13 protein-coding genes are annotated in these 13,385 nt (G+C 62.1%); 9 read left to right on the forward strand and 4 right to left on the reverse strand.

Annotation, left to right across the window (positions count from 1 at the left end):
• The first annotated feature begins 216 nt into the window (after positions 1–216).
• Both CAURI_RS09560 and CAURI_RS09565 read left to right on the forward strand, forming a co-directional pair.
• Positions 217–2,082, forward strand: a complete 1,866-nt coding sequence (locus CAURI_RS09560; protein WP_012715199.1) for a BCCT family transporter — start codon at positions 217–219, stop codon at positions 2,080–2,082.
• Complete coding sequence (locus tag CAURI_RS09565) at positions 2,083–2,463, forward strand: cell division FtsX domain-containing protein (protein WP_010190826.1); 381 nt, start codon at positions 2,083–2,085, stop codon at positions 2,461–2,463.
• Here the strand turns inward: CAURI_RS09565 and CAURI_RS09570 are convergent.
• Both CAURI_RS09570 and CAURI_RS09575 read right to left on the reverse strand, forming a co-directional pair.
• On the reverse strand, positions 2,460–3,107 hold the full coding sequence (locus CAURI_RS09570; protein WP_010190828.1) for a response regulator: 648 nt from the start codon (positions 3,105–3,107) through the stop codon (positions 2,460–2,462). The two genes, CAURI_RS09565 and CAURI_RS09570, sit on opposite strands and share 4 nt — an antisense overlap.
• Positions 3,107–4,288: a sensor histidine kinase gene (locus CAURI_RS09575; protein WP_100067448.1), complete on the reverse strand. Its 1,182-nt coding sequence runs from the start codon at positions 4,286–4,288 to the stop codon at positions 3,107–3,109. Before CAURI_RS09575 ends, CAURI_RS09570 begins: the two co-directional genes overlap by 1 nt.
• A gap of 88 nt (positions 4,289–4,376) precedes the next feature.
• On the opposite strand from CAURI_RS09575, the gene CAURI_RS09580 reads away from it, so the two are divergent.
• Genes CAURI_RS09580 through CAURI_RS09590 form a run of 3 tightly spaced genes read left to right on the forward strand, consistent with a single transcriptional unit; the run spans position 4,377 to position 6,339 of the window.
• A complete protein-coding gene (locus CAURI_RS09580) occupies positions 4,377–5,165 on the forward strand; it encodes a PrsW family glutamic-type intramembrane protease (protein WP_100067449.1) in 789 nt (262 codons plus the stop codon).
• Positions 5,162–5,584, forward strand: coding sequence for a hypothetical protein (locus CAURI_RS09585; protein WP_010190836.1), 423 nt, complete (start codon positions 5,162–5,164; stop codon positions 5,582–5,584). Before CAURI_RS09580 ends, CAURI_RS09585 begins: the two co-directional genes overlap by 4 nt.
• On the forward strand, positions 5,581–6,339 hold the full coding sequence (locus CAURI_RS09590) for a PrsW family glutamic-type intramembrane protease (protein WP_010190837.1): 759 nt from the start codon (positions 5,581–5,583) through the stop codon (positions 6,337–6,339). The genes CAURI_RS09585 and CAURI_RS09590 overlap by 4 nt, the downstream gene beginning before the upstream one ends.
• Here the strand turns inward: CAURI_RS09590 and CAURI_RS09595 are convergent.
• A complete protein-coding gene (locus tag CAURI_RS09595; protein ID WP_010190838.1) occupies positions 6,287–7,642 on the reverse strand; it encodes a M20 metallopeptidase family protein in 1,356 nt (451 codons plus the stop codon). The two genes, CAURI_RS09590 and CAURI_RS09595, sit on opposite strands and share 53 nt — an antisense overlap.
• Positions 7,643–7,704: 62 nt before the next feature.
• Between CAURI_RS09595 and CAURI_RS09600 the strand changes: the two genes are divergently transcribed.
• The 3 genes from CAURI_RS09600 (at position 7,705) to CAURI_RS09610 (ending at position 10,626) form a co-directional block, all read left to right on the forward strand.
• A complete protein-coding gene (locus tag CAURI_RS09600) occupies positions 7,705–8,787 on the forward strand; it encodes an alpha/beta hydrolase (protein WP_010190839.1) in 1,083 nt (360 codons plus the stop codon).
• An 81-nt stretch (positions 8,788–8,868) separates the two neighbouring features.
• Positions 8,869–9,969 (forward strand): HNH endonuclease signature motif containing protein, encoded by a 1,101-nt coding sequence (locus CAURI_RS09605; protein ID WP_012715202.1) that lies wholly within the window; start codon positions 8,869–8,871, stop codon positions 9,967–9,969.
• 447 nt (positions 9,970–10,416) lie between these two features.
• Entirely contained in the window at positions 10,417–10,626 is a 210-nt protein-coding gene (locus tag CAURI_RS09610; RefSeq protein ID WP_010190849.1) for a hypothetical protein, read from the forward strand.
• Between the two features lie 257 nt (positions 10,627–10,883).
• On the opposite strand, the gene lepA is transcribed toward CAURI_RS09610, so the two are convergent.
• Complete coding sequence (gene lepA / locus CAURI_RS09615) at positions 10,884–12,731, reverse strand: translation elongation factor 4 (RefSeq protein ID WP_010190853.1); 1,848 nt, start codon at positions 12,729–12,731, stop codon at positions 10,884–10,886.
• Between the two features lie 18 nt (positions 12,732–12,749).
• On the opposite strand from lepA, the gene CAURI_RS09620 reads away from it, so the two are divergent.
• Positions 12,750–13,271: a type II toxin-antitoxin system PemK/MazF family toxin gene (locus CAURI_RS09620; RefSeq protein ID WP_010190854.1), complete on the forward strand. Its 522-nt coding sequence runs from the start codon at positions 12,750–12,752 to the stop codon at positions 13,269–13,271.
• Positions 13,272–13,385: the final 114 nt, after the last annotated feature.

Raw genomic sequence — 13,385 nt, forward strand, 5'->3', positions numbered from 1 at the left:
GATGTTCGCGGGTGCACTAAAGACGCGAGTTATCTCACCGAGAACAGCAGGTTCGGGTCGAGTACGTGTTCCTCCACGAGCTCGAAGAGAGCGAAGGCTTCCTCCAGCTCACGGACATTCTCATCAAAATTAGGCAGCGACATGGCATTCCAATCGACGCAGAAATAGGTTCCTTCATCCTAGCTCACACCACTGTCATTTGGCGCACCTGCGATAATGGTCACCATGAACTCTCGACAAGCCACCGGTCCCCCAGTAGGCATCTATCCCCACGACATGCACCCGGGCTTGGTCCCCGGCATCGGCGTGGAGGACCAACGCAACGCTTTCGCCCTCGACAAAATCACCTTTTTCAGCACCGCTACCTTCGTCGTAGCCTTCATCGTGTGGGGCATTAGCTCGCCAGAATCCGTCTCGGCGGCGTCCTCCACCGCTTTTTCCTGGGCCATCACCAACGCCGGGTGGCTGCTCAACATCACCATGATAATGGCCGTTGCCACCATGCTCTACATCGGTTGCTCCCGCCTGGGCCGCATCAAGCTCGGTACGGATGACGAGGAACCTGAGTTAGGCTGGTTCAGCTGGGTGGCCATGATGTTCGGCGCCGGCATCGGCGTCGGTATTTTCTTCTACGGCCCGTCAGAGCCGCTGTCGCATTACATCACCCCGCCGCCCCACACCGTCGATGGCAACACCGTCGAAGCCCTCCACCAATCCATGGCTCAGGCGCACTACCACTGGGGAATCTCTCCCTGGGCGGCGTACGCCCTCGTCGGCGGCGCCATCGCCTATTCCTCCTACCGCCGCGGTCGCGTCCCGCTCGTGTCCTCGATTTTCAAGCCGCTGTTTGGCTCCCGCGACACCGACGGCCCGCTGGGCAAGCTTATCGACGTCCTCGCTCTCGTCGCCACCCTCTTCGGCACCGCCGCCACGCTGGGGCTTTCCGCCATCCAGATTGGCCAAGGAGTGTCCATCATCCGCGGCGCCGGCCCGATGACGAACACCGTGCTCATCGTGATCATCGCCGTGCTGGGGTGCGGTTTCATCGTCTCGGCGGTCTCTGGCGTGTCCCGCGGCGTGCGCTACCTGTCCAATTTCAATATTACGCTGACGCTGGCCCTCGTCTTCTTCGTGTTCCTTGCCGGCCCGACCTTGCTCCTGCTCAATCTCATACCGTCAGGCATCGTCACCTACATCGACCAGCTTTTGCCCATGATGGCCAAGGGCTTGTCCTGGGGCGATGAGACCGTCGAATTCCAGTCCTACTGGACCGCCTTCTACTGGGCATGGTGGATCGCGTGGACGCCCTTCGTCGGCATGTTCGTCGCCCGCATCTCCCGCGGCCGCACGCTGCGTGAATTCACGGCAGTCACCGTCTTTGCTCCCTCCCTCATCCTCATTTTGGCCTTCACCATCTTCGGCGGCACGGCCATCACCTTCCAGCGCGAGAACTTGCCCAACTTTGACGGCTCCGCCTCCGGCGAGCAGGTGCTCTTTGCCATGTTCGATAACCTGCCGCTGAGCAGCATCACGCCCTTCATCCTGATCGTGGTCTTAGCGGTCTTCTTCATCACCTCAGCCGACTCTGCGTCGGTCATCATGGGAACCATGTCCTCCAAGGGAGACCCCGCCCCCAACAAGTTCATCGTCATCTTCTGGGGCCTGTGCATGATGGGCATTGCCGTCGTCATGCTGCTGACCGGCGGCGAGGACGTGCTCACCGGCCTGCAGAACCTCACCATCCTGTCCGCGCTGCCCTTCTGCATCGTGCTGCTAGTCATGATGGTGGCCTTCATAAAGGACCTGCGCTCCGACCCGATGTTCATCCGCCGCGCCTACGCGCGCGCCGCGGTGGAAAATGCCGTCGTGCGCGGCATCGAGGAGCACGGCGATGACTTCGAGCTCACCGTCGAGCACGCCGACGAGGGCCGCGGTGCCGGCTCCGACTTCGACTCTTCAGCGCACCGTTACACGGACTGGTACCAGCGCACCGATGAAAAGGGCGAGAACGTCGACTACGATTTCGACACCGATACCTGGGCCGACGGCTACGACCCGAACACTGAGCAGAAGGAGAAGTAAATGGGGCTCCCGGACGACGTCGTCCTTTACGGCTATACCCTCATCGAGCAGCACGAAATTGACCACGAGTTCCTCATCAACGGCTCCCCATTCGCTGCGGTAACTCCCTTGCTATTCGCTCTTACCATCGCCGGCATGCTCCTCGTAGCAGGCAGCTTCTTCCTGCGCGGCAGCCGCCGCATCATCGCTGGCCTGCTCGGCGCGGTCCTCACTCTCACAAAGCTGTGGTGGATGCCCCTTGCACTTGCCCGCCAATTCAACGACAGCCAGGTCTTCGGCTACGCGCTGAAGTACTACCCCCAGTACTGGCCGGCGGCGTCCATCATCGTGATCGTCATCGCGCTGCTCGGCCTCGCCTCCGCGTTTATCCGCCGGCGCTAGCGCGCTTCCAACACCGCAATCGCGATGTGCACCCGGTTGGTGCCGCCCAGCTTGTCCAGGATGTGCTTGATGTGGGTTTTCACCGTCGTAACTGACACGTAGAGCTGCCCCGCGATTTCCTGGTTGTCTAGGCCCTGGGCCACCAGCTGCGCTACCTCGTTCTCGCGCTGGCTTAAGCCCTCCAGCGGGCGGGCCTCAAGCGCCTCTGGTTCTGCCGGCGCGGGCTCGGGGCGCTTGAGCGCCAACAAGTTCTTCAGGGCCTTCGGGCTCAGCAGCTGCTGCCCGGTAGCCGCGGCCCGCACCGCCAAGACCAGCCCTTCCGGCTCGATGGTCTTCAGCAGAAAGCCCATAGCGCCCGCATGCAGCGCATCCACGATGAACTCATCCGTATCGAAGGCGGTAAGCATGACCACCGGGATATCTGGCGCGCTCGCGCGCAGTTTCCCAGCCGCCTCGATGCCGTCCATCACGGGCATGCGGATATCCATGAGGACCACGTCCGGCTGCAGGTCCAGTACACGGGCCACGCCCTCGCGCCCATTGCTGGCCTCGGCCACTACCTCGATATCCGCTGCGCCCTCCAAGATGAATCGGATGCCGCGGCGCAGCGCCTGCTCGTCATCGACCAATACCACTGAAATCATTACGCGCGTGCCTCCTCCGGTAGTTCGAGGACCCAGGTGAAGGTGGAGGCGTCGTCAAGCACTGTGAAAGTACCTCCCGCCAGCCGGGCGCGTTCCTCCAGCCCCAGCAGGCCGTTGCCGCCACCGGACTCTGGCGGGTCCGCTACCTTCTTGTTCTGCATGGTCACCCGCACCTTATCCTCCTCGTTCTCCACGGTGAGCGTCACCTTCTTCCCCGGCGCGTACTTGCGCGCGTTGGTCAGCCCCTCCTGCACGGCGCGGCCCAGCGTGTGGGCGGCCATGGTGCCTAGCTTGTCGACGCGCTCGTGCACATCCCCCTTCTTATAGCGCACTTTCGTGCCCGCCGCGCGTGCGCGCTCAATGTGCTCCTCGATGCTCGCGCGCGGATCCACGCGGTCATCCACGCGCAGCGCCTTGATCACCCCGCGCAGGTCCTCCACGGCGGCCTTGGCCTCCGATTGGATGGTGTCTGCCGCCTCGGCGACCCGCTCCGGGTCGGCGTCCTTGCGGTAGCTCAAGCCTCCCGCGTACACGGAAATAAGGCTGAGCCGGTGCGAGAGGGAATCGTGGATATCGCGGGCAATGCGGTTGCGTTCCTCCAGGCGGGCGCGCTCCTCGCGCGAGCGCAGCTGATCCTCGTTGAGCTCCGCCAGGCTCACCAGCGTGACCTCGCGCTGGCGGCGCTGCGCGCGCACCGAACCCGTAATCCAGGCAACGATAAGAAAGAGGCTTCCATAGAACACGTAACCAAAGGGGTCGAAGATGTTCATCCGAATGTAAGGCACAGAGATAACGGTCACACACGAGGCCACGAACACCGCCGTCCCCGCCAGGGACCACCGCAATCGGCCGCGCGAGATGATTGAAATCAACACCACCAGCACTGACAGCGACAGTGGGCGAAGCCCGCCTAGTACCAGGACGAGCAGAGCCGCAACCAGCACCACCGGGTGGCCGGGGTACTCCTCGTGGATGTTGCGCTCCCGCCGTGAGTGGTGCAGGGCGAAGGGGAGCAGAATCCACGTGGCGAAGCTAAATAGACCCATCAAGCCCAAAACAAGGGCTTCCTGATCCGTCCCCTCGAAGTTTTCGATATGGGGGATCCATGCCGCCAAATCCGCCACCACGCAGAGCAGAATGAGCAGCACCGTGATCCACAGTGGTCGCGTCTTTCTCGTCATGGTTGCCACGATAGTTCTCCCTGCGTTCCGGAAAATCCTCCCTGCGGAGGATACCGGCACCCCAGGCGCGGTTCATAGCCTAAACCGCATGAGAAGAACACAGACTTTGTACGAACTGCTCACCGCCGCCGGGCTGGTGTACGTCGCTTATGATTTCTCCCACGGCGCTTTCGTGCCCACAAGTGCGCTCGCTGCGGTGGCCTACGCCGCTGTTGCACTAGTCCTCACGCTGCTGATTCTGCGCAAGCACCCCGGCATTGCGCACGGGGTGGTGTGGGGTATTGCGGTCTCCACTGTCGCCGGCCAGCTCAACGAGCACATGAACCACCTCCTCATCCGTACGGCCCCGGACTGGCTGGTCATCGCTGGAATCGCCCCGCTTAACGAGGAAGTCCTTAAATTCCTCGGCGTCATCTTCATTTGCACCTGCGTCATCCGGCCCCGCCACTGGGCAGACTACGTCTTCGTCGGTGTGGCCGTGGGCATGGGCTTTAGCGTGAGCGAGAACGCCGTCTACTACGTCAACATGACGCTGGAGAACCTGGATTCTGATCTCAAGGGAACGCTACTAGCGCTCCTTACCCGATTCATCGCGAACCCACTCATGCACTCCTTTTTCACCGGTATCACAGCCTTTGGACTATCCCGCCGGCAACCGGTGCGTTGGCTGCTTATCGCCATGGCGGTGCACTTCACGGCTAATTTCGGCGCGTCTATCTCTACCGCGTTTGAGGACGCCCTATGGCCCATCTTCCCCACCTTCCTCATCCTCATCGGCCTGTGGGTCGCCACGATTGTCAGCATTGTGAAACTCCGCAAAATCCTCCCTGCGGAGGATACCGGCGCAAAATCGCAGCTCCTAGGGTCGAAGGCATGAAAAACACACTGATTTATTCCTGCATCGGCGTCCTCGCCGCAGTACCGCTTGCCGACGCCCTCCTCCCCGACCCCAGTCCCGACACCACCCCCGTGCGCGGTATCCCGGGGCTTGAATGCCCGGAGGATCCGTACGCCTCCTCGCAGACCTGGAACTGCGGTAGCGCGACCATCATTTCTGAGGAGGGCAGCTCCTCCCGCGAGGTCGAGACCTACCTGCCGCGCCAGCACCGCTCCTTTACCTGGACGCGCGCGCTGACCGACGCCCCCATCACCACCCAGGCTGCCGAGCTCTACCGCGTCTCCGACGGCGACGGCATCACGCTGTCTCAGCGGCACAACAACACCATCTCCTTCCTCCACATCTACGGACCGAAGGCAAGTGACTTCGCTGACCGCGTGCAGCCGGAGGACGCATGAAGTACCTGTACTACCTGCTGACCCTCGGCGCGCTGGCCGTCACCGCCTTCCACTACGCGGGCGAGCCCTTCCTGCCCGCAAGTGCTCTGGCCGCCGTGATCTTCGCCGCCGTACTTGTCTGCCTCACACTGTTCTTCCTGCGCCGCCGCCCAGGAATTGCGCACGGCGTGGTGTGGGGCTTTGCGGTCTCCGGGCTCGCGGTGGAACTCAACACGAACATGACCCACCTCCTCGCCCGCGCGGGCCTGGACTGGCTCGGAGCTGCCGGGTTCGCGCCGTTTACCGAGGAAGTGCTCAAGTTCCTCGGTGTGTTGCTTATCTGCACCTGCGTCATCCGGCCCCACAGTTGGCTCGACTACGTCTTCGTGGGCGTGGCCGTGGGGATCGGCTTCACTGTGGGTGAGGACGCCACCGCCTTCGCGCGCATGACGGCGGACAACCTCGACTCGGATACCGCTGGCGCAATCGGGGCGGTGGTCATCCGCCTAGCGTCCAACCCGCTCTCCCACTCGCTGTTCGCCGGGCTTAGCGCCTATGGCCTATCCCAGAAGCAGCCGGTGCGCTGGCTCATTATCGCCATTGCGGTGCACGCCACGAAGAACCTCTTCCCGTCGTTAAGCACTGCGCTCGACGACGCCATCTGGCCCCTCCTCGTCGGCATGGTCGTCGTGCTCGCCGAGTGGGTAGCCACCATCTGGGGCACTATTGCGCTGCGGAAGAAGGCGGCTGCGCATCCTGCACCGGCGCGCGCATAGCCTTCGTAGCCGGCGAGGGGTGGGCGTCCTCGGCAGCGAGGCGCTCAAAAGCCACCGCCGCCAGGGCTGCGGCTTGGTCTCCCAGAACGGAATCATCGAAGCGCACCTGCGGCGAGTGGTTCCACTCGCGCATGTGCTCCGGGGTGTGCGGATCTCCCGTACCGAACCACATGAACGTGCCCGGAACCTGGGATAACACCGCGCCGAAATCTTCCGAGGCCATCATCGGGGTGTCCATGGTCAGCACGTTTTCCGCGCCGAACATACCCGCCCACAACGACGCCGCGAACTGGTCTTCGCGCGCTGAGGTCTTTGTCGCCGAATACAAAACCTCGAAGTCCACCTTCGCGGTGCAGCGGTGCGAGGCCGCCACGGAGCTCGAGACCTCGATGATCATTTGGCGGACGGCGTCGATGTGTTCGTCGCGAAGCACGCGCACCGTCGCCCCCAACTCCGCCTTATCTGGGATGACGTTGACCGCGCCGTCGCCCGCGCGCAGGTTGGTCACCGTGATAACAATCGGCGAGTTCGCATCGAAACGCCGGGTCAGCGCCACCTGCAGCGCCACCTGGATCTCCGCCAAAGCCGCAACTGGATCGATCGCATCGTGTGGGCGCGAGCCATGCCCGCCCTTGCCATAGACGGTGATGCCCAAGTTAGAAGAAGAAGCCATCATCGGGCCCGCGATGTGGTGGAAAGTGCCCCGATCCTGCGGTCCGACGTGCAGACCGTAGGCGGCAATGGGGCGGCGGCCAGCAGCATCGAGCACGCCCTCATCAATCATCGGCTGCGCACCACCCGGGCCCTCCTCGCCCGGCTGGAACATGAAGGTGACATCGCCCAACAGCTCCTCGCGGTGGCGGCACAGCATTTTTACTGCGCCGATGAGTGCGGCGGTGTGCAGGTCATGGCCGCAGGCGTGCATGTTGCTATTCGTCGAGGCGAAGGGGCTGCCTGTCTGCTCGCGCACCGGGAGGGCGTCCATATCGGCGCGCAGCAGCACCGACACCGGGCGCTCACCGCGCTTGCCGCCGCGCAGCACCGCGACGACCGAGCTGAGATCGCGTCCCAGTTGAATCTCCAGCGGCAAGCCTTTAAGAGCTTCGAGCACCTTCTCCTGCGTGCGCGGCAGGTGCAGCCCGACCTCCGGGTTCTGGTGCATATCGCGACGGAACGCCTGCAACTCCGGAAGCAGCTCCCGGCCTTCCTCCACGAACACCTGGCTGGCCAACCGCTCTCCGAGCTTGGCGGAAACCATCGGAAGCGGTGGCAGTTGCTGACGGTGGCGCGGGGCCATCTTCATGGTGTCATCCTTTCCGAGCATGTGCGCCGAGCATACCGGAAACTGTATTAAAGTAACGGTCTATGAAGCTTCTCTCTGCGCTTTTGAGCAGCGCACTTCTCATGTCTTCTGCCCCTGCTTACCAGGAATCCAGCCGCGATGAGCAATCCTCTCGCTGGGGCGTGGACGCAACGTTCAGCATCATCAACGCTATGGGTTCCTCCTCGCACCTTCTCACGGATCTGTTCACATCGAAACAGGAGGGCTATCCGTACCCGGTGGATGCGTCGATAAGCACAGCGTCCGTTGTCTCCCGCACGCCGACTGATGAGCCCGGCCGTGAGAAGTGGATGGTCGCCTCGCCCTCCATGGGGCGGGAGATCCCCGTCGACGTCGTCGTCGGCAATGGCGGCCCAGTGGTGTATTTCTTGGAAGGTGTCGACTCCCCGGAAACCTCCAACTGGATCACCAAGGGGCATCTGAAGCGCGTCTTCGGGGACTCCGACGCCAGCATCGTCATCCCCTCCCAGGGCGCCGGTTCCATGTGGACGGACTGGAATCAGGACGACCCCAAGCTGGGCCGCCACAAATGGAACACCTTCGTCACGCAGGAGCTCGCGCCGGTGGTTGAGGCGGAGCTGAACCACAACGGCAAGCGCGGGATCATCGGTTTGTCGATGGGCGCGTCCGGTGCGGTCATGATGGCCAACAACCACCCGGGATTCTTCGACGCGGTGGCGGGTATTTCCGGTTGCTATTCCACGACGAGCACGGTGGGCCAGGGAACGGTCGACCTAACGGTGGGCAGCCTCGGTGGCAACCCGCGGAACATGTGGGGCCCGCACGGCTCGCCGGACTGGGTGCGCAATGACGTCGCGGCGAACCCGGCGGGGTTGCGTGGTACTGCGCTGTATCTCTCCGCTGCGTCGGGGGCGTGGTCGGATGAGGAAATGGCGGCCTACGCCAATAAGTCCCTCGACGATCGCATTGGCGGAACCTTGTTGGAGGCCGGCTCAAAGCGTTGCACGGAGGAGTTTTCCGCCGCGCTTGACGACGCGTCCCTCCCCCACACCACCGACTACCTCGACACCGGGGTGCACGACTGGGTGATGTTTGGCAAGCAATTGCAGCCGGCATGGGATGCGATTAAACCCGCGCTCTACTAACGGCGTCTCCCCACACCAGCTGAGCTGGGGGTTTCTTCTTCCGGTTGCGGGGTACATAGACCTGTTTTAGTCTCTGTGCCCATGGGGGATATCGAAACCTACATCCACCTACGCAACTCGGGGATCGCGCTGGTGGAACATATACCTGGCACACCCGATGAGCTCCGCGCGCTCGGCGCAGATGCCTCCGATGCCGCCGAGCTTTCACACCTACATCAGGTGTATTTCGGGCCGACCCGCTTTAGCGGCAAACAACGCAAAGCCCGTACCGCAGCGCTCAAACAACGCCACAGCCTGGGCACCCTCACACTCATCGAAACCTACGTTTCAAAGGTTAAGAAAACCCTCGACGCCTGGAACCTCCGAGCAAAACTCGCCGCCACCCCCGCACACCGCATCCAGGCCGTTGCCACCGCACGACTGAAAGAACTGCGTTCCAAACGCCACGCCAAACCCGGTGTACGCATCACCTACCGCACGCAAGGCCCCAACACACTCTCCATAACCGATGACGCCACCACGATTGCCAACATGCGCGGTGTACTCGAATCCACCAACAACACCGACCTCCTAAAGGCCGCCAACGACATCTTCTTCACACAATCAGGTGGTTCTAAACCAGCGGTGCGCACCCAAGTCATCGTCACCCTCAACGAGCTAGACCAGATCATCAACGGCGAGGGTGATGAGATAGAACTCAACCTCACCAACGGTGGCCGCATGACAGGCACAGAATTCTTAACCCACAAGTTCGCCGAAATAGGCTACGCCACCCTCGTCCACCCCCTCGACGGGCCCATCAACACCTGGCGCCTATCACGTGGAGCAAACCTCAACCAACGCCTTAGCCTGCATGCCGAATCCCACACCTGCTCACGTCCTGGGTGTAATAAGCCAGCTGATTACTGCCAAGTCCATCACCTTATCCCCTGGCAGGCAGGTGGCTACACCAACATCAACAACCTGACCTTCTTGTGCGCCTACCACAACGGGATCAATGATGATGACCCACAAAGGCCTACCGGGCGTGGCTACATGTACCGACTTAATACAGGGGTGGACTTCATCCCACCCTGGGGTGCACCGATTACCGCAATGCCGGAATACCAAGAAGCACTAGCCAGACTCAACGCTGAGCGGGAAACAGCCCAGCCACCAGACCCACCACCCGACAGCAGCTAACACCCACAACCAGCAAACACAGCAACAGCAGAAAGGAAAACGGCCCACCACCAGCGACAACACCGCCACCCGTCAACCACAGAAACGTTGATGGGCACACCGGCGATCCTTCAGGACAGCACCACCTGCGGACCGTAACAAGGTGCGCGGGGAACTCGGGGATCCCGGACCACGGTTTACATGCCGCAAGACACAGCGGGAGCAACGGGCTCTTTAGCTCTTAAAGAACGAGCCCCGCCAACCGAGGCCAGACTGACGGGGAACTCGGCGATCCTAGGGACAGCGCACCCAACGATTGGAAGATGGTTGACGCGGATATCGGTAAACGCCTCCACTGGCCCCATGCTGTGGGTGCACCCACAGCCCTTTAAGGGACAAGACGCGCTGCCCCGCTTGTTATCGTGTTTGTAGCTGCAGGAAACATTCTTACCCAGGAAAGGGCTTTTCGTGACCAACCCAGTAAGTGCGTGGAAGATTGTCCCCGCTATTGCAGTCGTGGGCGGTTTCCTCCTGCTCATCCTGTACGTGGGTTTAAGCCGCTATTACAACACCCAAGAGCTCGCCATGCTGATCGAAGGTGCCAACGCCAACGGCCAGAACTACTCGGTGACAATCCACAACCAGCTCACCGGCAGCTACTCATTCAATGCTGAGTAACCCAGCCGGAGCACCAAGCTAGGTAAGAAAGCCAGTTGGGCTCTGCCTTCCACAGGTTTAGAGCATGCGGCTCAATCCAGCCACGACATAGGACCGTCGAAGCGTGAGCCGGCGCGGGGTGAACCTGCGCCAGTGCGTGGGCGTGGGGCCTGCGCCGGCAGTGTAATCAGTACCGGCTGCCGGCAGTGCCCTTAAGCACCCGCCGTGGCCGCGCTGATGGTTTTGCAGGCCCGATGCCAAGCTTGGCGACGGTCCCCCTATTCAGCGTCCGTGGACAGCGCCGCGACGAAGGCCTCCTGCGGCACTGAAACGGAGCCGATGGACTTCATGCGCTTCTTACCGGCCTTTTGCTTCTCCAGCAGCTTGCGCTTACGCGAAATATCGCCGCCGTAGCACTTGGCCAACACGTCCTTGCGCATGGCGCGGATATTCTCACGCGCGATGATCTTCGAACCGATGGCCGCCTGGACGGGCACCTCGAACTGCTGGCGCGGGATGAGCTCCTTGAGCTTCTTCGTCATCTTATTGCCGTACCACTGCGCGGAATCGCGGTGCACAATCGCGGAGAAAGCATCCACAGGATCACCGTTAAGCAGGATATCCACCTTCACCAGGTCCGCCAGCTGCTCGCCGGCCTCCTCATAGTTGAGGGAAGCGTAGCCCTTGGTGCGGGACTTCAGCATGTCGAAGAAGTCGAAGATGATTTCACCCAGCGGCATGGTGTAGCGCAGCTCCACGCGGTCCTCAGACAGGTAGTCCATGCCGCCCATCTGGCCGCGCTTGGACTGGCACAGCTCCATCGTCGAACCCACGAATTCCTCCGGCACGATGATGGTCATCTTCACAATCGGCTCGTAGACCTCACGAAGCTTGCCACCGGGCCAGTCCGACGGATTGTGCACCATGGACTCTTCGCCGTCCTCTGCCACCACGCGGTAGGTCACCGACGGTGCCGTGGAAATCAGGTCCAAGCCAAACTCGCGCTCCAAACGGTCGCGCGTGATTTCCATGTGCAGCAGACCCAAGAAGCCACAGCGGAAGCCGAAGCCTAGGGCGACGGAGGTCTCGGGCTCGAAGGTGAGGGAGGCGTCGTTAAGCTGCAGCTTCTCCAGCGCGTCACGCAGATCCGGGAAGTCCGCCTGGGAGATGGGGAACAAGCCGGAGTAGACCATGGGGTTCGGGTCGGCGTAGCCCTTGAGGGGCTCGCTCGCGCCATTCGACGCCCACGTAATCGTGTCACCCACCTTGGTCTCACGCACGTTCTTTACGCCGGTAATGAGGTAGCCCACCTCGCCCGGGCCCAGGCCTTTACACTTCTGCATGGTGGGGCTGACGATGCCCACCTCCAGCAGCTCGTGGTTGGTACCCGTGGCCATCATGGTGACCTTCTGGCGCGGGGTCAGCTTGCCATCCATCATGCGGATATAGGTCACCACGCCGCGGTAGGTGTCGTAGACAGAGTCGAAGACCATGGCACGGGCCGGGGCATCCTCGCCGAACTCGGACGTCGGCGCCGGGATGAGCTCAGCCACCTTATCCAGCAGCTCCGGCACGCCCTCGCCGGTCTTGCCGGACACGCGCAGCACCTCCTCCGGCTCGCAGCCGATGATGTGGGCAATCTCGAGGGCGTACTTCTCCGGGTCGGCCGCGGGCAGGTCAATCTTGTTCAGGACCGGGATGATCTCCAGGTCATTTTCCATGGCCAGGTAGAGGTTGGCCAGGGTTTGGGCTTCGATGCCTTGGGCGGCGTCGACAAGCAGGATGGCGCCTTCACAGGCTTCGAGCGCACGGGAGACCTCGTAGGTGAAGTCCACGTGGCCGGGAGTGTCGATCATCTGCATGACGATCTCCTGGCCTTCGAACTCACCGGAGCGAGGAATCCAGGGCAGGCGCACGTTCTGCGCCTTAATGGTGATGCCGCGCTCACGCTCGATATCCATGTTGTCGAGGTATTGGTCGCGCATGTCGCGCTCCTCCACCACCTGCGACAACTGCAGGATGCGATCAGCCAGCGTCGACTTGCCGTGGTCGATGTGGGCGATAATGCAAAAGTTTCGGATCTTGGACGGATCCGTAAACGTAGTGGCCGCGAAGTTTGTAGACATGTGTTTAGAATAGACGACATGTCTAGGTTGGCACGCATTCTCGGTATCGGAGGCCCTGAGCCTGTCGACGTCGGTCTCGAGCGCATCACCGAAGGCCTAGGGCTAAACCAGAATGATTCCGTGACGGAACCCCGCAAAGCCGCCGACATTCGCGTCGAGTGTGCCGCGGCCCATCCGCGCAGCGTCTTCTTCACCCCCGACATGGACGGGCAGGCGGACTCCGGGGAAGTCGTGTGGGTATGGGCGCCCTCGGATGGCAAGCAGTCCCCACCGCGCGAGCGCGCCGTGCTGATTGTCTCGCGCACGCGCACCACCGTCCTGGGCCTGCTTATCTCCTCCAACCCGGGCCACGCCAACAAAGAAGAGTGGCTCGATATCGGCACCGGCGAATGGGACGAATCCGGCCGGCAGTGCTGGGTGCGGATGGACCGCGTGCTGGAAATCTCCGAGGAACAATGCCGCCGACAGGGCACGCTTTTCCCGGAACGCCGCTTCGAACGCATTGCCAACCGGCTGCGCTCACGCTATCACTGGGCCTGATTTGGGGATTCGGCCCGCTCCCTGCTAAATTTTTTGGGATGCCGGGGCACGCTGGCGGTCAGGACCTTGGGTCCGCCTTCCTCGGTTGCATATTCCTACGACTCTAAGAGGTAT

The organism is Corynebacterium aurimucosum ATCC 700975 (assembly GCF_000022905.1).
In the GTDB taxonomy this organism is placed as follows: domain Bacteria; phylum Actinomycetota; class Actinomycetes; order Mycobacteriales; family Mycobacteriaceae; genus Corynebacterium; species Corynebacterium aurimucosum_F.

Bases quoted from the DNA above. Each gene is read 5' to 3' on its own strand.
- CAURI_RS09600 (WP_010190839.1), top strand. From the start codon at position 7,705: ATGAAGCTTCTCTCTGCGCTTTTGAGCAGCGCACTTCTCATGTCTTCT.
- CAURI_RS09620 (WP_010190854.1), top strand. From the start codon at position 12,750: ATGTCTAGGTTGGCACGCATTCTCGGTATCGGAGGCCCTGAGCCTGTC.
- CAURI_RS09595 (WP_010190838.1), bottom strand. From the start codon at position 7,642: ATGAAGATGGCCCCGCGCCACCGTCAGCAACTGCCACCGCTTCCGATG.
- CAURI_RS09590 (WP_010190837.1), top strand. From the start codon at position 5,581: ATGAAGTACCTGTACTACCTGCTGACCCTCGGCGCGCTGGCCGTCACC.
- CAURI_RS09580 (WP_100067449.1), top strand. From the start codon at position 4,377: ATGAGAAGAACACAGACTTTGTACGAACTGCTCACCGCCGCCGGGCTG.
- CAURI_RS09605 (WP_012715202.1), top strand. From the start codon at position 8,869: ATGGGGGATATCGAAACCTACATCCACCTACGCAACTCGGGGATCGCG.
- CAURI_RS09575 (WP_100067448.1), bottom strand. From the start codon at position 4,288: ATGACGAGAAAGACGCGACCACTGTGGATCACGGTGCTGCTCATTCTG.
- CAURI_RS09560 (WP_012715199.1), top strand. From the start codon at position 217: ATGGTCACCATGAACTCTCGACAAGCCACCGGTCCCCCAGTAGGCATC.
- lepA (WP_010190853.1), bottom strand. From the start codon at position 12,731: ATGTCTACAAACTTCGCGGCCACTACGTTTACGGATCCGTCCAAGATC.
- CAURI_RS09565 (WP_010190826.1), top strand. From the start codon at position 2,083: ATGGGGCTCCCGGACGACGTCGTCCTTTACGGCTATACCCTCATCGAG.
- CAURI_RS09585 (WP_010190836.1), top strand. From the start codon at position 5,162: ATGAAAAACACACTGATTTATTCCTGCATCGGCGTCCTCGCCGCAGTA.
- CAURI_RS09570 (WP_010190828.1), bottom strand. From the start codon at position 3,107: ATGATTTCAGTGGTATTGGTCGATGACGAGCAGGCGCTGCGCCGCGGC.